The organism is Ruminococcus sp., assembly GCF_024691275.1.
GTDB lineage: Bacteria > Bacillota > Clostridia > Oscillospirales > Ruminococcaceae > Ruminococcus.
Genome location: NZ_JAILNU010000109.1, coordinates 1 through 23,215, shown reverse-complemented (window position 1 = coordinate 23,215; position 23,215 = coordinate 1). Strand labels below are relative to the sequence as shown.

Annotated in this window: 23 protein-coding genes; 6 read left to right on the top strand and 17 right to left on the bottom strand. The window is 42.1% G+C overall.

Annotation, left to right across the window (positions count from 1 at the left end):
- Nucleotides 1-219: 219 nt before the first annotated feature.
- Together K6G33_RS13380 and K6G33_RS13375 are read left to right on the top strand one after the other, a co-directional pair.
- Entirely contained in the window at nt 220-1,161 is a 942-nt protein-coding gene (locus K6G33_RS13380; RefSeq protein WP_296780436.1) for a DMT family transporter, read from the top strand.
- A complete protein-coding gene (locus K6G33_RS13375) occupies nt 1,130-2,815 on the top strand; it encodes a Na+/H+ antiporter NhaC family protein (RefSeq protein WP_296780434.1) in 1,686 nt (561 codons plus the stop codon). The genes K6G33_RS13380 and K6G33_RS13375 overlap by 32 nt, the downstream gene beginning before the upstream one ends.
- Before the next feature lie 52 nt (nt 2,816-2,867).
- Here K6G33_RS13375 and nifU read toward each other — a convergent pair whose 3' ends face one another.
- From nifU to proC, 16 genes are all read right to left on the bottom strand, one after another.
- Entirely contained in the window at nt 2,868-3,284 is a 417-nt protein-coding gene (nifU, locus tag K6G33_RS13370; RefSeq protein WP_296780431.1) for a Fe-S cluster assembly scaffold protein NifU, read from the bottom strand.
- Nucleotides 3,285-3,296: 12 nt separating this feature from the next.
- A complete protein-coding gene (gene nifS, locus K6G33_RS13365) occupies nt 3,297-4,487 on the bottom strand; it encodes a cysteine desulfurase NifS (protein ID WP_296780428.1) in 1,191 nt (396 codons plus the stop codon).
- Between the two features lie 119 nt (nt 4,488-4,606).
- Entirely contained in the window at nt 4,607-5,773 is a 1,167-nt protein-coding gene (locus K6G33_RS13360) for a pyridoxal phosphate-dependent aminotransferase (protein WP_296780426.1), read from the bottom strand.
- A 152-nt stretch (nt 5,774-5,925) separates the two neighbouring features.
- Nucleotides 5,926-7,266 carry a phenylacetate--CoA ligase family protein gene (locus tag K6G33_RS13355; RefSeq protein ID WP_296780423.1) on the bottom strand — a complete coding sequence of 447 codons (1,341 nt, stop codon included), beginning with the start codon at nt 7,264-7,266 and terminating at the stop codon, nt 5,926-5,928.
- 113 nt (nt 7,267-7,379) lie between these two features.
- Nucleotides 7,380-8,288: a LysR family transcriptional regulator gene (locus K6G33_RS13350; RefSeq protein WP_296780421.1), complete on the bottom strand. Its 909-nt coding sequence runs from the start codon at nt 8,286-8,288 to the stop codon at nt 7,380-7,382.
- Nucleotides 8,289-8,331: 43 nt separating this feature from the next.
- On the bottom strand, nt 8,332-9,243 hold the full coding sequence (locus K6G33_RS13345; protein ID WP_296780419.1) for a PLP-dependent cysteine synthase family protein: 912 nt from the start codon (nt 9,241-9,243) through the stop codon (nt 8,332-8,334).
- 10 nt (nt 9,244-9,253) lie between these two features.
- Complete coding sequence (locus tag K6G33_RS13340) at nt 9,254-10,414, bottom strand: PLP-dependent aspartate aminotransferase family protein (RefSeq protein ID WP_296780416.1); 1,161 nt, start codon at nt 10,412-10,414, stop codon at nt 9,254-9,256.
- Nucleotides 10,415-10,507: 93 nt separating this feature from the next.
- Nucleotides 10,508-11,404, bottom strand: a complete 897-nt coding sequence (locus K6G33_RS13335) for a class I SAM-dependent methyltransferase (RefSeq protein WP_296780414.1) — start codon at nt 11,402-11,404, stop codon at nt 10,508-10,510.
- A gap of 618 nt (nt 11,405-12,022) precedes the next feature.
- Nucleotides 12,023-12,943, bottom strand: coding sequence for an ABC transporter permease (locus tag K6G33_RS13330; protein WP_296780411.1), 921 nt, complete (start codon nt 12,941-12,943; stop codon nt 12,023-12,025).
- Nucleotides 12,940-13,758: an ABC transporter ATP-binding protein gene (locus K6G33_RS13325; protein WP_296780409.1), complete on the bottom strand. Its 819-nt coding sequence runs from the start codon at nt 13,756-13,758 to the stop codon at nt 12,940-12,942. Before K6G33_RS13325 ends, K6G33_RS13330 begins: the two co-directional genes overlap by 4 nt.
- Entirely contained in the window at nt 13,745-14,908 is a 1,164-nt protein-coding gene (locus K6G33_RS13320) for an ABC transporter substrate-binding protein (RefSeq protein ID WP_296780406.1), read from the bottom strand. The genes K6G33_RS13325 and K6G33_RS13320 overlap by 14 nt, the downstream gene beginning before the upstream one ends.
- Before the next feature lie 290 nt (nt 14,909-15,198).
- Nucleotides 15,199-16,548, bottom strand: coding sequence for a hypothetical protein (locus K6G33_RS13315; RefSeq protein ID WP_296780404.1), 1,350 nt, complete (start codon nt 16,546-16,548; stop codon nt 15,199-15,201).
- Nucleotides 16,545-17,027: a sigma-70 family RNA polymerase sigma factor gene (locus K6G33_RS13310; protein ID WP_296780401.1), complete on the bottom strand. Its 483-nt coding sequence runs from the start codon at nt 17,025-17,027 to the stop codon at nt 16,545-16,547. The genes K6G33_RS13315 and K6G33_RS13310 overlap by 4 nt, the downstream gene beginning before the upstream one ends.
- Nucleotides 17,028-17,137: 110 nt before the next feature.
- Nucleotides 17,138-18,061, bottom strand: coding sequence for a DUF624 domain-containing protein (locus tag K6G33_RS13305; RefSeq protein ID WP_296780399.1), 924 nt, complete (start codon nt 18,059-18,061; stop codon nt 17,138-17,140).
- Between the two features lie 15 nt (nt 18,062-18,076).
- The gene (locus tag K6G33_RS13300; protein ID WP_296780396.1) at nt 18,077-18,676 is read right to left on the bottom strand and encodes a hypothetical protein; all 600 of its coding nucleotides are present in this window, start codon (nt 18,674-18,676) and stop codon (nt 18,077-18,079) included.
- 51 nt (nt 18,677-18,727) lie between these two features.
- Nucleotides 18,728-19,528 carry a pyrroline-5-carboxylate reductase gene (gene proC / locus K6G33_RS13295; protein WP_296780393.1) on the bottom strand — a complete coding sequence of 267 codons (801 nt, stop codon included), beginning with the start codon at nt 19,526-19,528 and terminating at the stop codon, nt 18,728-18,730.
- A gap of 171 nt (nt 19,529-19,699) precedes the next feature.
- Here proC and K6G33_RS13290 point away from each other — a divergent pair, with 171 nt between their 5' ends.
- The 4 genes from K6G33_RS13290 to K6G33_RS13275 all read left to right on the top strand — a co-directional run bounded on the left by K6G33_RS13290 (nt 19,700) and on the right by K6G33_RS13275 (nt 23,007).
- Nucleotides 19,700-19,972: a hypothetical protein gene (locus tag K6G33_RS13290; protein ID WP_296780391.1), complete on the top strand. Its 273-nt coding sequence runs from the start codon at nt 19,700-19,702 to the stop codon at nt 19,970-19,972.
- A complete protein-coding gene (locus K6G33_RS13285) occupies nt 19,965-20,849 on the top strand; it encodes a radical SAM protein (RefSeq protein ID WP_296780388.1) in 885 nt (294 codons plus the stop codon). Before K6G33_RS13290 ends, K6G33_RS13285 begins: the two co-directional genes overlap by 8 nt.
- Nucleotides 20,850-20,942: 93 nt before the next feature.
- The gene (locus K6G33_RS13280; protein WP_296780387.1) at nt 20,943-21,449 is read left to right on the top strand and encodes a sigma-70 family RNA polymerase sigma factor; all 507 of its coding nucleotides are present in this window, start codon (nt 20,943-20,945) and stop codon (nt 21,447-21,449) included.
- Complete coding sequence (locus K6G33_RS13275; RefSeq protein WP_296780384.1) at nt 21,439-23,007, top strand: hypothetical protein; 1,569 nt, start codon at nt 21,439-21,441, stop codon at nt 23,005-23,007. The genes K6G33_RS13280 and K6G33_RS13275 overlap by 11 nt, the downstream gene beginning before the upstream one ends.
- Here K6G33_RS13275 and K6G33_RS13270 read toward each other — a convergent pair.
- The coding region (locus K6G33_RS13270) for a hypothetical protein (protein WP_296780383.1) at nt 23,000-23,215 on the bottom strand (216 nt) is incomplete at its 5' end. The two genes, K6G33_RS13275 and K6G33_RS13270, sit on opposite strands and share 8 nt — an antisense overlap.

Genomic DNA, 23,215 nt, shown 5'->3' with positions numbered 1-23,215 from the left:
TTATATTGCTGTTGCTTTTGTAAATACAAATAACGAGAAGTATAGTGATATCGTATCGCAGAAAAACAATTCGTTTTATATTGTAGAAAAGCATAATTACTCAGTACGTTATTTGGCTAATATGCGGAAATAACGCATAATACATCAAAAAAAGTTGAAGCTGTATCCCAAATGTGCTATACTTAATTGTCAGATAATAATTATAATGGTGATATATTGATGCTAAAAAGAATACGCGGCAGTATTATGCTGCTTATTACTGCTATAATATGGGGAACAGCTTTTGTTGCTCAGAGTGAGGGCATGAATTATGTCGAGCCCTTTACATACAATTTGGTCAGGACTTTTCTTGGCGGTATCGTTCTGATACCTATAATATTGATACTGAAAAAAATACTTCCGAAAGGTAAAAGAACTCCCGAGAGCAAGACTTCGGCGAAAGCGACCGTAACAGGTGGTATCTGCTGCGGTTTCCTGTTGTTTGCTGCAAGCTCATTCCAGCAATTCGGCATAAGCTACACGACAGCAGGAAAGGCAGGCTTCATTACTGCGCTTTATGTGGTGATAGTGCCTGTTATAGGGATCTTTTTCGGGCGCAGGACTTCTTTGAAAACTTGGATATGCGCAGGCATAGCTGTTTTCGGATTTTATCTTCTGTGTATCAAAAGCGGCTTTGCAGTTTTAAAGGGCGATCTGCTGGTCCTGATATGTGCAATATTCTTTGCGATGCACATAATTGCTATAGACCACTTTAATTCAAAAAATTCCGACGGAATGGTAATGTCGTGTGTACAGTTCTTTACAGCCGGTATCCTGATGATACCGTGTATGTTCATATTTGAATCGCCTTCATGGGGCGGTATATTCGCTGCAAGGAACACTATCCTTTATGCAGGTATAATGTCGAGCGGTATAGCATACACGCTTCAGATAGTCGGACAGCGTTATACAGCACCGACTGTTGCAACACTTATTTTAAGTCTTGAATCTGTATTTGCAGCACTTTCAGGCTGGCTTTTCCTCTCTGAGAAGCTTAGCGTAAAAGAGTTTACAGGCTGTGTTGTGGTTTTTTCTGCAGTTATTTTAGCGCAGATTGATATAAAGTCAAAATCATATCTTTCAAACGGAGATGAAACAAATGAAAAAGAAGTATCTAAGTAAGGGGATTTTTCTGTTTATAATAGCAGCGTTTATAGTCTGCTGTTTCATTCAGTCGCCTGTATCAGGCGCTATTGGTTCATTATGGTCGCTTCTGCCGCCTATTGTTGCGATTGGACTTGCTCTTATTACAAAAGAAGTGTATTCATCGCTTTTTATAGGAATACTGACGGGTGGAGTTCTTTATTCTATTGCTACTTCCGGCGGTTTTTCGGGAATGTTCAAAACGGTCGTACAGCAGGGCATAATCGCAAATATCGCTGATTCCTATAACGTTGGAATACTTATGTTCCTGGTTATACTTGGTATAATCGTTGTACTGATGAATAAGGCAGGCGGAAGCCGAGCTTACGGTGAATGGGCAGCTACTCATATAAAGACTCGTGCAGGAGCAAGTCTCGCCACCTTCCTGCTTGGATTCCTGATATTCGTTGATGATTACTTTAACTGCCTTACAGTGGGTTCGGTAATGCGCCCTGTAACGGACAAGCATAATGTATCGCGTTCAAAGCTCGCATACCTCATCGACGCTACTGCAGCTCCTGTCTGCATAATAGCTCCTATCTCGTCATGGGCAGCTGCTGTCAGCGGTACAGTTGACGGTGTTAACGGTATTCAGCTTTTCATAAAGACTATCCCATATAATCTTTATGCGATACTTACACTTATAATGGTACTTTTCATAGCTCTCAGCGGAGTTGATTACGGTCCTATGAGAGTACATGAAAATAATGCGAAAAATGGTGACCTTTTTACTACACGAAGCACTGTTTATGCAGAAGATGCAAAGCCTTCACATTCAAAAGGAAAGGTTATCGACCTGATAATACCTGTTTTCATACTTATTCTTTTCTGTGTGGTCGGAATGATTTATACAGGAGGTTTCTTCAGCGGAGAGAGCTTCATTAATTCGTTTGCAAACTGCGATGCTTCATTTGGTCTTTCTGTTGGTTCTCTCGGAGCACTTATCATAATAATCTTCTACTATCTCTGCCGCAGAGTTCTAACATTCACTGAATGTATGGACTCAATTCCTGCGGGATTCAAGCAGATGGTGCCTGCGATACTTATTCTCACTTTCGCGTGGACTCTCAAAACAATGACAGGATTGCTCGAAGCAGGTCCTTTTGTGTCAGGTATAGTTGAGAGTGCTACAGCTGTCAAAATGCTTCTGCCACTGCTTCTTTTTGTTGTTGCTATCGGACTTTCATTTGCTACAGGTACTTCATGGGGAACTTTTGGTATCCTTATCCCTATCGTTACAAGCGTTTTCAGCAAGCAGCTCGCAGATGTTTCTTCAACAGGTCAGATACCTTCAATGGTCATCATCTGCATATCTGCCTGCCTTGCAGGTGCTGTATGCGGAGATCACTGCTCCCCTATTTCCGATACGACGATCATGGCTTCTACAGGAGCTCAGTGCGACCACGTAAACCACGTTTCCACGCAGCTGCCGTATGCGTTTACTGTTGCAGGAGTTTGCTCTGTAGGATATCTTCTTGCAGGAGCGATACATCACTTCTTCGAGCCTTCAAATCTTGTTCTGAATATAATGGTAACAGGTTCCTCAGTGTGCCTGATGCTGACTATTCTTTTCATTATAAGGCAAATAAATAAAAAAGCTTCGGGGACTGCTCCTGAGCAGAAAAAGAAATAATAACAGAAAAACCACCCATTAATTTGGGTGGTTTTATCGTTATCTGATGTTTTTATTCTTCAGGTTCCTTGATCTCGCCAACTATCGGCAGCGGATCTATTCCCTGTCTTGTATAGTAATCTGACAATGCAGCACGTACAGCCTGTTCAGCAAGTACAGAACAGTGTACCTTTACAGCAGGAAGTCCGTCAAGAGCCTCTACAACTGCCTGATTAGTAAGCTTTAATGCATCATCTATGGACTTGCCTTTGATAAGCTCGGTAGCCATTGAAGATGTTGCTACTGCTGCACCGCAGCCGAATGTCTTGAACTTGACATCTGTGATGATATTATTATCTATTTTCAGGTACATCTTCATGATGTCGCCGCACTTTGCGTTTCCTATTTCGCCGATACCGTCAGCATCTTCTATCTCGCCCACATTTCTTGGGTTTGAGAAATGATCGAGAACTTTTTCACTGTATAACATATGTTTACTCCTTTATTCGTACTTTTCGCCCTTCTGAATTTTTTCCCATACAGGAGACATCTCCCGAAGCCTTTTTACAACGTTAGGGATTACTTCGAGTATATAATCTACATCTTCATCAGTTGTTGTGTCTTCAATCGAGAGTCTCAGTGAACCATGTGCAATCTCATGTTTCAATCCTATTGAAAGCAAAACGTGTGAAGGATCAAGTGAGCCTGATGTACAAGCTGAACCTGAAGAAGCACAGATGCCGTTAAGATCGAGCATGAGAAGAAGCGACTCGCCTTCGATTCCCTCAATTGATATATTCAGATTTCCCGGCAGACGCTTGTCCCTGTCGCCGTTAAGTCTTGTATGCGGCAGTTTAAGCATACCGTCGATCAGCTTGTTCCTTCGAGGTGTTATAACTGCGTTTTTGGCAGCAATGTCACGGGTAGCTGCTTCGATAGCAACACCGAGTCCAACGATAGCCGGAACGTTCTCCGTACCTGCACGTTTGCCGCGCTCCTGACCGCCTCCGTGAACGAAATTGGGAAGAGTTATTCCCTTGCGAATGTAAAGAGCTCCGATACCCTTCTGAGCGTGTATCTTATGACCTGAAAGTGAGAGCATATCTATCCCCTGCTTGTGTACATCAATGTCGATATGTCCGACTGCCTGTACAGCGTCAGTGTGGAAGAGAACACCCTTTTCGTGGCATATAGCAGCTATCTCTTCGATTGGCTGGATCGTTCCGATCTCGTTATTTGCGTACATTATTGTTACGAGAGCCGTATCTTCGCGGATAGCCTTTCTGATATCCTCAGGATCAATGAGACCCTTGTCGCTTACAGGGATATATGTTACTTCATAGCCGTGTTTTTCAAGATATTCCGTAGTATGAAGAACTGCATGATGCTCAAAGACTGATGTGATTATGTGCTTTTTTCCCTTTTTAGCCATGAGCTCAGCAGTGCCCTTTATTGCCCAGTTATCGGCTTCGGAGCCGCAGCTTGTAAAGTATATCTCTCGTGGTTCGGCACCGAGTGCCTTTGCAACTTTTTCCCTTGCAGTTTCTACTGCCTTCTGAGCATCGCGTCCAAGCTTGTAAATGCTTGAAGCATTACCGTAGCCCTCACGGAAATACGGCAGCATTGCATTCAGAACTTCCTCTGAAACTGCTGTAGTTGCTGCGTTATCAGCATATATAAAACGTTTTTCCATATTTTATCCTCCAGTTTATATTATATATAACCTATCGACATAATATATTATAGCATAAAAAATGCCGAAATGTTCATTTGTTACCCATGTGAAACCATATGAACATTTCGGAGACTGTATCATTCTTTTGGCATTTTTTTCCTTATATCGCTAAGTCGTTCGAGAGCTTTTTCGAGTGTCTCGTTCTTTTTAGCGTAGTGGAAGCGTATGTAGCGGTTTTCGTGCTCCTTGAAGAAGCTCGAACCCGGGACAGCTCCCACGCCTATATATTCAGCAAGCTTTTCGCAGAACACAAGGTCGCTCTTGTAGCCGAATTCGGATATATCGAGAAGTATGTAATATGCTCCCTGCGGAACTGTATGTTGAATACCGATATCGTCCAGTCCTTTGAGGAAAAGATCACGTTTCTCGGTGTATTTGTCCTGAAGCCACTTATAGTAATCGTCGCCGAAACGTAGACCTGTTACAGCTGCTTCCTGTAATGGTGCAGCAGCTCCTACTGTGAGAAAGTCATGAACCTTCTTAACGGTGTCAATGATATTCGGCGGAGCTATAACATAGCCCAGTCTCCAGCCTGTGATGGAGTAGGTCTTTGAAAGTGACGAGCATGAGATAGTTCTCTCCCACATACCGGGCAGACTTGCAAAATAAATGTGCTTATGTGGAGCATATACGATATGCTCATATACCTCATCTGTTATTACGAAAGTATCATATTTCTTTGCAAGATCGGCAATGATCTGCAACTCTTCAAGAGTGAACACCTTTCCGCAGGGATTTGACGGGTTGCAGAGTATAAGTGCCTTTGGGTGTTGTTTGAAAGCTTCTTCAAGAACGTTTGCATCAAAGCTGAACTCGGGTGGGATAAGCGGAACGTATATGGGTTCAGCTCCCGAAAGTATGGTATCAGCGCCGTAGTTCTCATAGAATGGTGAGAATACGATGACCTTGTCGCCTGGATTTGTAACGCTCATCATTGCCGCCATCATAGCCTCTGTGCTTCCGCAGGTAACTACTATCTCGCCGTTCGGGTCGATAGTTCTTCCCATGAGGCGGGACTGCTTCCCGGCAAGCGCCTCGCGGAAGTTCTGAGCGCCCCATGTTATGGAGTACTGGTGAAAGTCCTCACGAGTTACCTCGGCAAGGCGGTCAAGGATAGCTTTTGGCGGCTCAAAGTCGGGAAATCCCTGAGAGAGATTGACCGCGCCGTATTTATTTGAAATTCTCGTCATACGCCTGATGACGGAATCGGTAAAATTCGCTGTACGATTTGAAAGCTGTGGCATATTTTTTCTCCTTAAAAAATATTAAATGAATCGGGCGGATAATATCCGCCCCTACAAAAATAATTTGTAGGGGGCGATGCCCACATCGCCCCGATTTTTACGGACTGATGTAGGCATCAGCCCCTACAATCATCTCTTATATTATAACATTATTATATATTGTAGTCAATATTTCTCTCGTCGATAACTCTTCTGGACTTGTGCTCGGAACGTGTATTCAGACCGCCGTCCGGGTGAACGATTACCCTTGCAGGTTTAACACCGATACGAGCCTTCAGTGCAGCGCTTACCTCTGCTGCTACTGTCTCATCGTCCTTGTCAACGCCTGTTGCCTTCTCGACCTCAACTGCATATTTGCTTGTGAAGTCCTTCTCGAAGATACGAATAAGGTACTCACCTGTAAGATCGCTCTGTTCACGGATAACAGCTTCGATATCGCTTGGGAATACATTAACAGCGGAAACAATGAACATATCGTCCTTTCTGCCGAGGATATGTATTCTGCCGTGTGTACGTCCGCATTTGCAAGGTGTGGTGTCGATGCGTCCGATATCGCCTGTCTTGAATCTGATAAGAGGACGAGCGTGTTTACGGAGAGTTGTGAATACGAGCTCACCTGTCTGACCGGGTTCAAGAACTTCGCCTGTGTGGATATCAACTGTCTCAACGAGAATGTGGTTTTCAGCAATGTGAAGTCCGTCGTGGTATTCGCACTGTGCAGCGCAAGCGCCGAAAATATCGGAAAGTCCGTAGAAATCGAATACCTCAGCTCCCCAGATCTCCTCGATAGCATTTCTTGTAGCGTCGATAGAGCCGCCGAGCTCACCTGCAACGATGATCTTCTTGATATTGAAATCCTTCTTCGGGTCATAGCCTGCCTTGAGAGCCTTCTCACCGAGCTGCCAAGCGTATGAAGGTGAAGTCCAGATAACTGTTGGCTGGTATGTCTTTAAGATGAAGAGGAGTCTCTCGCTCGGGAGAGTACCGCCCCAGATACATAATGCGCCAAGGTTCTGAGCGCCGATTACGTCAGGACCGCCAACATAGAGTGAGAAGTTGAGAGCGTGTACGTAACGGTCGTTTGGTCTCATTCCTATCTGCCAGAACCAACGGCTCTCAGTGTCCTGGAACTCATCAAAGTCCTTCTTTGTGAATGGGCTCATTGTAGGTACACCTGTTGAACCTGATGATGTTGAGATGAATACTACGTCCTCTTCGGGAACAGCTGCGAGCTCTCCGAGGAATGATCCTACGCCCTGTGTATCGCGCTGTGTCTTCTTGTTGATGAACGGGAACTTTTCAATATCCTTCAGTGTCTTGATGTCCTCCGGCTTAACTCCTGCTTCATCAAATGAACGCTTGTAATAAGGAGCGTTGTCGTATGCAAACTTTACGATCTCCTTTAAGTCTTCAAGCTGTCTCTTCTGAAGTTCTTCACGGGGAAGAGTTTCAAGCTCCTCATTCCAGAATTTGTTGTTAATATCTCTGCTCATTTTATTTATCCTCCAATATCATATATTTCATATCTGTTTGGTATGATTATATTATACAACCCTTTTTCATATTTGTCCAATACCAAAGGGCTATTTCGTGTAATAGGTAAAAGCTATATGTTAAGGTATGCTTTTATTTCGTTGATATATATTTCAGCCATTTCGCTGAGTATCACATTTTTCAGCGTGATATAGCCTATCTCCATTATTTCGTTCGAGTCATCTTCAAACGGGACAGCTATATAATCGCTTCCGTTGAGCTCCTCGCAGATGATACCCGAGCATAGTGTGTATCCGTTGAGACCTATCATGAGGTTCAGCATTGTCGCACGGTCGTTAGCCTTGATAGTGCGCTGATAATCGGCTGTGCTGAGGAGCTCCTCAGCGAGGTAGAACGTGCTGTTGTCGCCCTGCTCAAAGGAAAGGCACGGATAATCAGCAAGCTGATCGAAGGTTATCTTCTCCTCTTTTGCAAGGGGGTGACCTTTCCATAAGTAGACGTATGGGTTGCACTTTGTCAGGGTATGGAACTCCAGACTGTTTGAATGCAGAAGTTTGGTTATGGACTTGCGATTGAAGTCATTGAGGTAGATTATACCTATTTCGCTTCTCATTGTAGCAACGTCACTTATTATTTCGGCAGTTTTGGTCTCTCTTACAGCAAACTCATACTCAGCCGTATCAAACTCCTTTACCATTTCTACGAACGCCTTTACAGCAAAGGAATAGTGCTGTGTTGAAACACCGAATTTCTTTTTTACGCTGTTTTTGCTTATGTATTTTTCTGCAAGAACATCGAACTGTCCCACAACCTGACGGGCATACTGTATGAACTCTGCACCGTCATTGGTGAGAGTAACTCCCCTGCCGCTTCGGTTGAATATCTTTATGGATATTTCTTTTTCAAGCTCCTGAACCGAAGATGTCAGAGAAGGCTGTGAGACATAAAGCTGCTCTGCCGCCTTGTTCATGGAACCTGTTGAAGATATTGCAAGTATATATTTTAGCTGCTGTAAAGTCATTGTGATAATCACTCCATTTTGAGTTGTTTTTTTCAGCTGAGACTCAGTCATACAGACCGGTGCTGAAATATCGGTCTCCGCGGTCAGGGAATACTGTTACGATATTTCCCTTTGCACCGCTTTCTATGAGCTTCAGGACTGCTGCCATAGCTGCACCTGAAGAAGAACCTGCGATAACGCCTTCTGTTTTGGCGAGAAGTCTTGCTGTATTGAATGCTTCCTCATCATTTACCTTTATAACATCGTCCACGAGGGACATATCCATTGTATCAGCGATGAAGTCGTTTCCTATGCCCTCGATATTGTAGTCACTGTGTTCGCCGCCGCCCATAGTAGAGCCTACAGGGTCGGCAAGTATGCCCTTTGTCTGCGGATTTCTCTCCTTGATATAGCGGAGTATACCGGTGTAAGTTCCGCCGCTTCCCGCACCTGCAACAACATAGTCTATATGACCGTCAAGAGCCTCGAATATCTCTTTGCCTGTGGTCTCATAGTGTGCAAGCGGATTGCTCTGGTTCTTGAACTGTTCCAGCGAAACGGAACCCGGGATCTGTGCCTTTATCTCCTCGGCCTTTGCAACAGCGCCGAGCATACCGAGTTCACGGGGAGTATTCACGACTTCTGCTCCAAGTGCGCGGAGCAGAGACTGCTTTTCTGCCGAGAATTTTGTGGGAACTACAAAGATTATCCTATAGCCGCGGTTCAGTGCTGCAAAAGCTATTCCGAGGCCCGTATTTCCTGCGGTAGCTTCGACGATAGTGCCGCCCTCTTTGAGTAGTCCGCGGCGTTCAGCGTCATTTATCATGTAAAGTCCTGTGCGGTCTTTAACGCTTCCCGAAGGATTATAGAGTTCAAGCTTTGCAAAAACGTTTGCTCCGTTCTCGCTTACGATATTTCCAAGTCTGACTAAGGGAGTATTTCCGATGAGAGACTGCATTGAATCATAATAATTCATATATATTATCTCACTTTCTTTCAGATTTTGCAATAGCATTTTCAATATCTGCAAGGATATCTTCAATATTTTCAATTCCTACAGAAAGGCGGATAAGACCGTCAGTGATGCCGACTTTCTTACGTATATCGGCAGGTATTGAAGCATGGGTCATAGTTGCGGGGTGGCATACGAGGGATTCTACGCCTCCGAGGCTTTCCGCAAGTGAGACAAGTTCAAGGCTCTCGAAGAAAGTATTTATATCGTAATTATCGTGAAGCTCAAATGATATCATTGCGCCGCCGTTTTTAGCTTGTCTGCGGTTGATCTCATAGCCCTGACTGGTTTTAAGTCCGGGGTAATATACATTTTTTACTGCCTTGTGATTTGAAAGGAACTCGGCAGCTTTTTCAGCGTTGGATACGTGTCTGTCCATACGAACTGCAAGAGTTTTTATGCCGCGGATAAGAAGGAAGGAATCGAATGGTCCGAGAACGCCGCCTGTAGAATTCTGAATGAAGGCGATCTGCTCTGCAAGTTCCTTTGTGCTTACGACCGCAAGTCCTGAGACAACATCACTGTGTCCTCCGAGGTACTTTGTAGCACTGTGAACGACGATATCTGCGCCAAGTTCAAGGGGCTTCTGGAGATAAGGTGTCATGAATGTATTGTCCACGATAACGAGAAGACCATGCTTGTGTGATATCTCTGCAACTGCCTTTATATCGGTAACTGTCATAAGAGGATTAGCAGGACTTTCAATGATGACAGCCTTTACATCATCGGTTATCTGGCTCTTGTAAACTGTAAGGTCAGTGGTATCTGCGATCGTATAGGTAATATTGAAGTGGTCAAAGACCTTATTGAGAAGACGGAATGTACCGCCGTAAACATTGCTTGAAATAAGAACTCTGTCTCCGCTGTGAAGAAGGCTCAATACTGCTGTAAGTGCAGCCATTCCCGAACCGAATGCAAAGCCTGCAAAACCGCCTTCAAGGTCTCTGATGAGAGCTTCGAGAGCCTCACGAGTCGGATTGCCTGTGCGTGAATACTCATATCCGCGCATTTTTCCGAGACCATCCTGCTTGTAGGTCGAGGTCTGGTATATCGGCACGTTTACCGCACCTGTGCGCTCGTCAATGGAGATGCCTCCGTGGATAAGTGTTGTTTCTGTATTTTTATAATTGCTCATAATAATTCTCCTTGGTATTAGTTATTAGTAATTAGTTAAGGTGCGCTTTACGGCTATTATTTAAATATGTGAACGGACACTGTAACTAATCACTTATTCATAGTCGTAGCCTGCGGTGTAGGTAGCCGATATCAGGCTCACGTTTTCAAATGCTTTCAAGCCGTCCTGTCTGCCTTCAAAGTACTTCTTCTGGACTTTTTCGGGCGGCATATATGTGTCTATCTGGAATCCCAGTGAATAGAGTGCCCGTGATACTTCATCATAATCGAATCCGCCGCGCATTACCTCGCCGAGGGATTCTGTTATCTGTTCGAGACGTTCAACTCTGCGAGGGAAATTTCCTGTCTTTATCGGGTAGTCAAATACGACCACGCTGCCTATAGCTGACAGATCAGCCATCTGTCTGAGAGTTTCTGAAAAGACATCAAGTGTAAGGTAGTAGGAAACTCCAAGTATACTGAAGAATGTCTTCTTCTTCGGGTCAAAGCCTGCTGCGAGGAGCTTATCACGCATTCGTTCCTTCTCAAAATCCACAGATACGAAATGAACATTCTTTGGGATATTCCATTCAAGTTCATTTATCCTTTCGAGCTTGTATCTCTGGGTATCTGGGTGGTCTATCTCGAATATTTCAATTTTCTCGTTATCGTTCCTGAACGAAAATGTGTCCGAGCCTGCACCGCAGATAACGTACTGTACATTGTCGTTTTCAACTGCGAAAGCTTCGAGCCTGCTTTCATTGAAGTGTATTCTCGACAGCGGTATAGATGCTATATATTCGCTTATAAGCTGTTCTGTATCCTCCTTTGAGAAAGAATATCCTCCATTGAAGCCGTGGCTTATCATATCGTAGATATTGTCATATTCTTCTTTTCCTATAAAGTCATAGGCAAGGTAGTCGTCATAAATTTTGTTGCGCGAGATGTTTGAGTGCCATGCTCTTACAAATGCACAAAGTTTAGCGGTAACGCTTTCTCTTTCATCAACCATAATGATCTCCAATTTATTAAAATAAAAAGCGCGGAACACATAACGTATCCCACGCACAACAGCCGAAGCCTTAATTATTCTCGGTGACGTTTATCAGAAAGCGCAACATCGCTGAGCATAAGTATGCAGAATACGATCATTTATAAACTTGTTCATACAACAACACTGCATACAACATATAAAATTAGTTCTCATGTTCAGCACTCCTTTACAAATGTCTTGTATTCCTATCGGAACTATATGCATTATAGCACCTATTTCATACTTTGTCAATAGGTAAACAGAATATTTGGCAATAATTATAGTTTTATACTATAATTATTATAGCCTTTGTGAAAATTGCAATGCAGTCCTGAGCCGTTAGTCATTAGCCTCTAAGAACTCAGCAAGGACGCTTTCTGTGTACTCGCGCCTGACAATGCGATTTTGTAACCTCCATGTGCAGATGCAATGCCTGCATTGCTCCGTGGAGACACTTAATTATTCTGATATGCAAGAGGTAAAGTGTACAGTAAACATAAAAGCCAAAGAACGAACAATCGTCGCTCTCTGGCTTGATCAATTTATATTTGGATTTATCTTCTTCTGCAATGCGGTAAAGGATCGCGGGCTCTGCACTTATCGTTTCCATCTTAAAAGGCGGTTCTGGAGCTTATTGAACAGGAACGTAACTGCAATAACTACAAAGCCGATAACGAGAAGTCCTGTGATAGTTCTTGTGTAGTCGCCGAAGTCTGAGTAATACTTTACGTAATAGCCCATTCCGTCACGAGCTCCTATCATCTCCGCGGAAGTGAGAAGTATGAAGGATACACTAAGTCCCTGATTGCAGCCGAGGAATATCTGCTGCAATGATGCAGGAAGAATTACTCTGAACAGCATTTCGGGCTTGCTTACGTTGAGAACCTTTGCCGAGTCGATTATCTTCTTGTCAACTCCGAGTACACCGCTCATAGTACCTGCGAATACAGGCCAGAATGTTGCAAGGAAGATAACGAATACAGATACCGACTTGAATGTGGGGAGAAGAGCTATTCCGTATGGTATATATACTATTGGCGGAATTGAGCTGAAAAATTTGGTTATATACGTTGCTGCGCTGCCTATTCTTGCGCTCCATCCAATGAAAAGACCGAGCGGTACTGCAACTGCAACTGCGATCAGAAAGCCTTTGAGAGTTGTTCCGAGGGAGCTTTTGATATTTGTATATATCTTGTCGCTGTCCTCAGCAAACTGGTGAATCACCTTTCCAGGTGCAGGGAAAAGCAGATCGTTGAGTATATTGAACTTAGCAGTTGCCAATGACCATAAGGTGAGCACTACGAATATAAATCCTGATATATCGAGAAGAAGTGAAAGTCCTTCTTCTTTCTTTATGAATGCTGATGCTGCAAGAACAATAACTTCAAATGCAACAGCAAAGGTTATAAGTGAGCTTGTGAAAACGTCCTTTGTAGACTTGTCTGGAAGAAGCTGTATCAGCAGCAATACAATGAAAAGCAGATGTGATAAATGGAGATAACGTTTTGCAAATGTCATAATACCACCTCATCTCCGCCAATACGTTCAGCAATGTCGTTGTAGAGAAGTGACATAAGCTTGTTCCTGAACTTGCCATATTCATCGGTCTTTACCAGCTCCTCACGTCTGCGTGGACGATCAAAAGGTACATTTACGACTTCGTTTACTGTACCGGGGTGAGCTGTAAGTACAACGATTTTATCCGAGAGAAGGATAGCCTCGTCGATGTCATGGGTAACGAATACAACTGTCTTGCGCTCCTCAGTGCCGTCGCCCTCCCAGAGTTTGAGAAGAAGATCCTGCAATATAACGCGGTTTTTAGCGTCGATAGCGCTGAATGGTTCGTCCATGAGAAGTATCTCCGTGTCCATTGCAAGAGCTCTTGCGATAGCGGCTCTCTGCTGCATACCGCCTGAGAGCTGAGAAGGATACTTGCTGCCGAAGCCTGTAAGCCCAACTTTTGTGAGAAATTCATCAGCTATTTTAGCACGTTCGCTGCGCTTAATGTCGTGACGGGACTGCTTAATGCCGAATTCTATGTTCTTTCGTGTAGTCATCCACGGGAACAGAGAGTAGTGCTGGAACACTACTCCGCGCTCTGTGCCTGTGCCGTGAAGCTCCTTGCCGTCTATCTGTACCGAGCCGCCTGCGGGAGTATAAAGTCCCTCAAGTACGCTGAGAAGAGTGGACTTGCCGCAGCCGCTTGCTCCGATAACACTTACGAACTCTCCTTTGCCAACGCCGAACGAAACGTCATGGAGAGCGTTGAAGCTTTTCTTGTTTTCAATATAATTTACGGTAAGGTCTTTTATCTCAATTTTATTCGTAGTCATCGAAATGCTCCTTTAAAGACTGGTAGATATCATCGGAGCCTTCAGATAAGATGCTTTCAAGAGCGTTTTTGTATATATCTGTGTTGTAGTATGGCTCGATGTCATAATCATTTGTATATCCAAGTTCAATTATAGTATCTTTGAGTGTTACAGTACCCTTCTTATCGGGGTCGGGGCTTGAAACGCTGTAGCCGCCGTATACTTCTGTGTCGATAAAGTCCTCGTCAATGTCAATGTACTTCTTAACGTCCTTGATGGTTTTATCATGCTCTTCCTGTGTGAAGTGATATGCCTTGATGAATGCACGTTCAAGAGCTGTATAGGTATTTGGCGAGTCGCTAAGTGCTGATGTCTTTGCGACCTGACGGCAGCATGGCTGATTTTCAAGCGCTTTTTCATGTGCGCAGTAGTAAACTACCTTGTAGCCCTGAGACTTTGCAAGTGAAGCATATGGTGAATATACTGAAGCTGCATCAATGGTGCTGTTGAGAAGAGCTGCATATGCGTCCTTCTGGCTGTCGAAGTATACGATATTTACCTTGTCTTTGCCCTCGCCTATCTCAATGCCTGCGTCTTTGAGAAGTATTTGGAGCTCTGCGTCCTGAACACTGTTCTTAACAGAGGCAACGTTTCTGCCTTTGAGTATTTCTACGCCTTCTTCGTCCTTGTCAGCGAATTCTGACTTGATAACGTATCCGTGACCGTTTGACATTGCACCGCCGAAGATAGATACATCGTGTCCCTGGCTCTGGAATGTAAGAGTTGGTACTGAACCGATGAACGCAACGTCAAGCTTGTCGGATTCAAGACCGTTTACGAGTTCAGCCGCACTGGAGAACTGTGTAAGAGTTACCTTCAGTCCTTCTTCCTTGAAGTAGCCTTCTTCCTGTGCAACGAATGCAAGAAGATGAGCTGTTGAGTTGAGGTAACCTATATTGATATCAGTTTTCTCAGGTTCGCCTATAGCAGTTCCTGTTTCTTCGCTGCTGTTAGAAGCTTCTTCTTCGTTTGAAGCCTCTGTCTGAGCAGCTGTTGTTGTTGTGCTTTCCGACTCATTCTTGTCAGAAGAACTGTTGTTATTGAATGCTCCGCAGCCTGTGAGCAGCGATACAGCTGCAATTATAGAAATAAACTTTACCTTATTATTCATATTTATCACCTTTCATATCTCTTTGATTTAAAAATATTTTCTCAGCAAATAGCGGTGCAACATCGCATTCGCTCCAAATTAATGAAGTATTTGTTATTTTTCATTTTCATCACTCCTGTTTCCTTCGATGTACTAATCATACCATACCTATAGGTTTTTGTCCAATACGTAAAGCTTATATTCACTTATAAGAAAAAATTATTGCTCTAAAAAACTCCCTTGTATAAGCACAGTGCTTATACAAGGGAGTTTCGGGGACTATTCACTTATTCAGAGAGCGGCATATAGGATCATTTTATCCTTTTTATGTCGGCAGATGTCACAGATATATTGTTAAGATCAATATCTGCGGTCACATCAATGACATCTTCTGCGTACATATTATGAAGTACACCGTGTACCTTACAGGTTTGTGCATCAATGTCATATTCAAATATCTCGATAAAATGTTCAACATCGTAAAAATCTCGGCATACGTCGCTGTATTCCTTGTGTTCGTCCAGATATTTTATTAAAGCTCTTGAGGAATCCAGTTCAGGGTACTCTCCGAATATCAGGTTGTTGATTTTCCATTCGCCGTCTTCAAGTACAAAATAGTACGTTTCTTTGGATCCGTATTTAATTGTATCGAAGTCTTCAGTTTTCCTGAAAATTATTGCAGAAAAGCTGTTTTCGGTAATATCTTTTATTATTGGTCCGAATGTGAAAACAGGATTTAAGAGCATAGGATCTACTGAATCTCTTCTTTCAGCTACATAGAGATCTCCTTTATATTCAACATATTTCGCATAGTTAACAGCTCTTGCAGTTTTGTCCCAGACATTGTATATCTCAGGACAAACATTGACCTGACTTCCCGATTCATATTTGCTTATATCGCCGCCAAGAAAGCTTTTAACGGGTGAAATACTTTGTAAAAGGTATTCGGCATCAGTGTAGCTTTCGGGCAATTCATATTCTTCAATATCTGATATGTTATTCATTTTGATGATTGATGTAAGAAAGCTCTTGTAATAATCGTAGATATCCTGACAGCTTTTAAAACGTTCGTCAGTTACTTTATAAAACTTTCTTTCTCCGCAGAAGCTTGAGTTACATACATCGTCGAATCCGTCATATGTGGTGAAATTAATACTGCAATTGGTATCATATGATATATCGCCGTACATAAGGAGATTATCTCCTGCATAATAATTCTCTATAATTTTCATTGCGATGCTTTCATAACTTGAATCATTATGTTCTTCTGTTGTTTTTTCGGTTGTAACTTCTGTTGTTTTAGTGGTTGTTGAAGAAGGATCGGTTTTGGTTGTTTTTGCAGATGTAGCATTATTTGAGACATTTGTACTTACAAATGTTGTTGTCGGGTCACTTAATTCTGTTATCTTAATATGCTCCTTTTTGCTTTTATGAAGCAGTAAGCCTGTAGAGCCTATACTTACCGCCAGAAGTACACAAGCTGCTGCAATACCTACATATCTTGTTATATTGCGTCCGCTGCGTACATCAACGCCTGAAACGTCATCATTTATTTTCTGTTCTATGTTTTGCTTTCTTTTATTCATGTTGAGCACCTCATTTTTGCATTTTTCATCAGGTTCAAGACGGTCTGTTACCTTTTTATAATCATTTATATTCATAGCTGGAGCTCCTTTCCGAGTATATTCTTCAGTTTTTTACGTGCGCGGTACAGCTGTGTCTGGACCGCCGATTCGTTTTTTCCATTTATCTCACATATCTCTTTGACAGAATAGTCCTCGTAATAATATAAGTGAATAACCAGTCTGTATTTGGGAGGAAGTGACATAACGGCATGATAAACTCTGCTTTCTTCAGGAGTTTCATACACAAGTCCTGCTTCTTCGAGAGGGACGGCAGATTTTGATATCTTGTAGCGCATCGAACGGAAGAGGTCTCTGCACTTGTTAGATGTGACCTTCAGAAGCCAGCTTTTTTCCTTTGCTTCTTCTTCAAATACGATGTTGCATGAAAAACGTGTAATGAATACCTCCTGCATTATATCCTCAGCATCTGCGATATTTTTGCAGTATGCGAAAGCAAGTCTGTAAACTGAATTCTTATATTTATCATATATTTTTTCCATTTCGTCCTTAGTCATGCGTTCACTTCCTTTCCGTTTTTTGAAGTACTTCATATATATAACGTATGATCTCGGGATAATATCACACAAAAAATAAAAAAGGCGCATATTTTTTATGCGCCTGAAATTTATGATATACGTTTGCCCTTGCCTTTTTTACGTTTTTCTACAGGAGCTTCCTTGCCGCCCATGTCTTCAAATACACGTTCTTCAGCTGTTGGCGTTTCGTCAACAAGCTCGGGATTGACCTCGCCGATGCTTGTGTAGTACGGGTTGATAACGTACTTCTGCACCACAGGATAGCATACGAAGCAGTTAAGAAAATACAGGAACGCAGCTGGGAAAAACGGCACCAGCAACAAAAATACAGGCATAAGCCATAACATAAGCACTACCATGATCGCAAGTGTGACCAGCGATATGATGAAAACAAAGAAGTTCTGCTTTACAGCTACAAATGCCAGTGCAAAAGAATTTTTGATAAGATTTTTCAGCGAAAGGCTCGTTGCGATCATCATAAGGTAAATATAATGGTTCATCATTATGATGACAAGGAAAAGACTGAAAGCGATTATCATTGGTATGAACATCGCCTTGGAGCCTGTCTGCGCAGCAAGGTAAGGGTAGACCTTCCATGAAGCGATCGCCGAAAGTATTATGAGACAATTCAGAAATCCTACTATTGCAGCATTTTTGAAGTTGCTCTTGAATCCGTTAAAAAAATCGCGGACAATGAATGAATGCTTATTTATGAAAAACAATCGCAGTACCTTTGTCAGTCCCGCAGTAGCAGGTCCGATAAGAAGCATGAATAACAGGATCAGTACCGCTAAAGCGATTATAGCAGCAGTTTCGTGGTTCCTGAGAGCTCCTACGATAGGCAGAATCATTATAAGTGGCAAAAAAAACAACATATACAGCAGGTTAAGCTCCATCATCTTCCAGAGCTTTCTGCCGATTATATCAAAGAACAGTGCGGCTCCTTTTTTCTTTGGAGCGTTTTTTGATATTCCGACACCTGCGCTTTCATAATCTTTTGAAAAAAGGCCCAATTAAAATTCCTCCGTTTATTTACCTGTGACGGCTGAGTACAGATAGTTCACTCCCCCGTCGGCAGCAGAAATCAGTAATGATAATAAAATAAGTACACAAAGCCTGATACCGTATAGTTTTATACTGTATCTTCGGTCATCACGGCTTTCCTTTTTCATACAATAATTAAGTATTGCATTCGAGCTTCTGACAGCTTCGCGTACTGAAAGTATTGATATCGCCGAAACTGCAAGGACTTTTGGGATTATCAGGATCACAGCATTGACGACGGCACTTTTGCCTGAGAGCGTGTACATCGCAGTTACAGAAGTTCCTATGCCTATGCCCCGATATATGAGCATGGCAAGTCCGAAGGGCTGTCCGACGGCAGATAGACCGATAAAGAAAGCGGCTGAAACAAAAACTGTCAATGATAAAAATGTGGCTTTCATTATTGTATATACGGTCGTTGAGCGTTCTGCGTACAAAATGCCCTGATGAATCCATACATTGTCTGATACATTGTATTTAAGCGTTATCAATGAACCGACAGCAACGCCTATGATAATGAATATCACATAAACGATATAGCTTGTCTGTGTTTTTGAGCCGTTGAATGTACTTATATGTCTCATGTGCATCATTCCTTTCTTAATAAGGATATGCACATGAAAACGCTTTTAGAATTATTTTGAAAGCTCGTAAGCTCTCTTTGTGCAGCTCTCGCAGCAGTTCTTTACGACATCAGTGAGATTGCCCTCATAAAGTCTGTCAAGACCTGCAAGAGTTGTTCCTCCCGGAGATGATACCATTTTGATAAGCTCGTCAATGGTATTTCCCGAGTCTGTTATCATCTTGGCAGAACCGATAAGGCTCTGTGTGAAGAGCTCCTCGGCAGCGGCTCTGTCGATACCGACAGATTCAGCGTAGTCAATGAAGCCCTTTGCGAAAAGATAGATGAAAGCAGGGCTGCTTCCGTTTATAGCGATTATCTCCTTCATCTTATCCTTGGAAATAACAGCAGCCTTACCGCATATCTTGAATATATTCAGTACAACGTCGAATTCTTCATCTGATACCTTATCATTTCTTGAAAGAGCTGATGCGCCCTCACCGAGAAGAAGCGGTGTATTCGGCATTACAAGTATTACCTTAACGTTCGGGATAGTCTTCTTTGCTATGAATTCATCGCCGATACCTGCGGCAATAGAAATAATAACAGTATCCTTAGTTGTATAAGGTGCGATAGTTTCGAGAACGCCCTCGATTATCTGCGGCTTTACAGCAAGGAAAACGTATTTGCAGTTTTCCATGATCTCTTTTTCAGAAGTGCAGCCCTTTACGTTAAAAGATTCAAGAGCCTTGAGCTTTTCAGTAAACGGATCAAAGGCATAAAGACCTACGTTCTTGCCGAGGCTGTTTGAAGAAATGCCTTTCATGATCGCAGAACCCATGTTGCCTGCACCGATAAAACCTATATTAGTCATTGCAATATCTCCTTAAATTTTAATGCATTACTTATTATACAACATTATGTACAAAAAAGCAAGTGAAATTTTCGTGATATTCAATGATACTAAGCGTTTTTTGCGGCGTTTATTGACATTTGCATACTGCAATGCTAAAATAAATTATATCTACAATCAGGAGGGAAATTAATGGACGGAAAGAAGTCTAAAAGCAGTAAGACCAGCCGTTATTCAAACAGTATGATATATTATAAGATGCTTTCGTGCAAGGCGAGTACCTATGAGGATAGGGTCATAACAGAATACTGCGTTAAGAACAGGCTGTCAAAAAGCATATTTCTTACAGCTGCTGCCATGTATTGTGTCAAGAACAATATAGATCATCATGAGCTTCTTAAAAGTACTGTTACATCGGAAAATTTTGACTACAGGGAATATATGAATGATGACTTTGATGAATAAATGCACACTCTGCCCGCGCAGGTGCGGTGCAGACAGAACAAAAAGCGTCGGTTTCTGCGGTGCAGGAAGCAAAGTAATTGCTGCAAGAGCGTCCTTTCATAAGTGGGAAGAGCCCTGCATCTCCTACAAAAACGGAGCAGGTACGGTTTTCTTTTCGGGTTGCAGTCTCCATTGCTGCTTCTGTCAGAACGAACAGATTAGCAACAAGCTTTTCGGCAGGGAAATTACAGATGATGAGCTGGCGGATATTTTTCTTAGACTTCAGGAGAAAGGTGCAGATAATATCGACCTTGTCACTCCTACCCATTTTGTACCCAACATAATAAATGCACTTGACAAGGTAAAGCACAGGCTCGTGATTCCTGTGGTATATAACTGCGGCGGATATGAGCTTACCGAGACTATTGATATGCTTAAAGGGTATATAGACATATACCTGCCCGATATAAAGTATTTTTCGCCTGAGATATCTGCTAAGTATTCTCACGCTCCCGACTATTTTGAGACAGCATCAAAAGCTGTTATTGCTATGACGGAGCAGGTCGGAGAGCTTTCCTATAATGATGAGTGCGGACTTTTAAAGGGGACGGTCATTAGACATATGGTGCTCCCCTCTCACAGACACGATTCCATGAAGATAATGAAATGGATCGCTGAAAATACTTCTCATGACAATGTACTTGTAAGCATAATGAATCAGTATACTCCTTTCGATTTTATTTCAGATGAGTACAGCGAGCTTAAACGCCGTGTAACAAAAATGGAATACAACAGCGTCGTAAACTATGCGGCAGAGCTTGGTATAAACGGTTTTACCCAGCAGAAAAGCTCTGCTTCTGAGGAATATGTCCCGAAATTTGACCTTTCCGGAATATAAAAGCTCATAAAATTTGAGCTTTTTTATTTTGATGTCACAAATGGTGGCTGAGATGAGTTATATGTTATGAAACGTTTCAAATGAGGTGATAAAATGACGATTGATAATGCAGAAAAGCTGAATACTCTGTATGAGATATACGAGCAGCCTATGTACAGGATCGCTTATGCTGTCTTACATGACCAGTGTCTTGCAGAAGATGCTGTTTCAGATGCTTTTATCCGTATTATCGGAAAACTTGACATTTTTGAAGATTGCAGGAGTCCAAAGACAAAAGCTTACATCGTTAAAGTAATAAAAAGTACTTCTATAAATATCTATCGAAAGAATAAACGAAGATTTACGGAAGAAATCCCAATAAGTGAAGCTATGCAGATAGCAGATTCCTCTCAGACTGTAAAAAGCTCCGACGGTGTCTCGTGGATATTGAATTCACTTGGTGAACCTGACAGAAGTATTGTTATATTGCGGTGTATCAAGGAAATGTCATGGAAAGAGGTTGCGGACAGATTATCCCTCACTGAATCAAATGTCAGAAAGCGTTTTGAGCGTACGAAGAAACGCCTTAAAATGAAAGGAGAAATGAGCGATGAAAAATAATAGACTTCCTGATTCAAAAGAATGGGATAAAATAGTTGCGGACGCGTTTTCATCGACTGAAAACCACGATTTCTCCGTTAAGTATGAACTGCGAAAGGCACAAATACAGAAAGGGATCACTATGAACAACTCATCTAATTACATTCGTAGACGTTATATCGGAATGGTAGCAGCGGCAGCAGCTATTGTTATAACTGTTCCTGCAACAGTCTATGCTTTTACAAACGGAAAAACTGCCGTTGACCCTAAGAATGAAGTCAGCACAACAGTGAAAACTACTACAGAAGCTGCTGAGACAACTACTTTGGCTGATGCTGCTGAAGTAATTACTGATAAGTTAACATTTGAAAAGTACGAGAATGACGAATATCGTTATTTGCTTAGCTACAATCCTACTGAGAAAGTCACATCTGATAATCAGAAGTATGTCGTCGAGTATACATTCCTCCCTTCAGATTTCAGCAATGGCGTTGAGGAGTACGATAACCTGTACATTACTCCAGCAGGCGGAGGATTTAATCCGAAATACTACCGCGTTATCCTTGAAAGACCTGTAAAAGAAAAGATTGACAGTGTCGTAAACTTTGAGGAGATAAGCGATGAGAATATTGAAGCGTTTATAATCTATAGATCCAATGTTCTCACCGATTCGACAGAACCTGCACATTGCAGCAACCGTCTTGTATATGTACACTTCAAGAATACGAATTATTTTGCAGAATTAACTGTAACAGATGATATCTCTGATGATGACGTTCGCAGCATTATAAACGGTATGAAGCTTGTTCCTTCGGATTCTGAAAATACACACGAATGGTACGGCAATGTAGATACAGATGATATCATCGTTAATACTGATTATACTAACCCGACCTGCGCTGTCGATGAAATCAAGACCGCTAAGATCGGAGATACTCTCAGTTTTGAGGCAGGTAATCAGGACGGTACAACAAATGCTCTTGAACTTACTATCAATAATGCATGGATACAGGACAACTTTGACGGTATCAATACAGATATTCACGGTAATCAGAGAGACTTCAGCCAGTTCCTCAGTGATGACGGAAAGATCTATGATACTATCAACTGGATTAAGTACGGCAATGGCAGAGATTCTTTAGATGAAAATGTTAAAAGCGAAACATTCCAGCTGAAGGTTGTTGTTCTTGATCTCACATATACAAATAATAGCGATAATGATATGATAAATAGTTACGATGCAGGCGGTGAAAATAAAAGTCTGACAGTTTGTCCGCAAGTATTCGATTTCTCAAACAATACCATTAGCTTTAATAAGATTGATGGCATAAATGAACCGGTTCCCTATCCATCAATAGATATCAATAATAGCAGCATATTCTCATTAGATGCAGGTGATTCAACAAGTAAATTCGGTTTGGATATCCCTGCACATAAATCTACTAATGCAAAAATGGCTATACTTGTCAGAGCAGATCAGCTTGATGACACTTATATAGAATTGCTCGGATACGACTGTGCAGATTTCAATGACTACATCGAAAAAGACTGCTTCTTCCCTGTAAAATCTATCAAATAACTAAAAAAGGCAATGCACAATAATGTGTATTGCCTTTTGCTTTATGGCTCTGCGAAAAAATTTCTGTAAATATGTATGCTAAAATAAAACTGAGCCAGTTAGCCTCAAAATGATAATAAAAAAATGAGCCACTAAAATAAAAATCCTGTATAATAAGAGAAAGAGCTTGTGTACAGGAGGAACAAGGAGTGGCAATAGCAATGGAGAT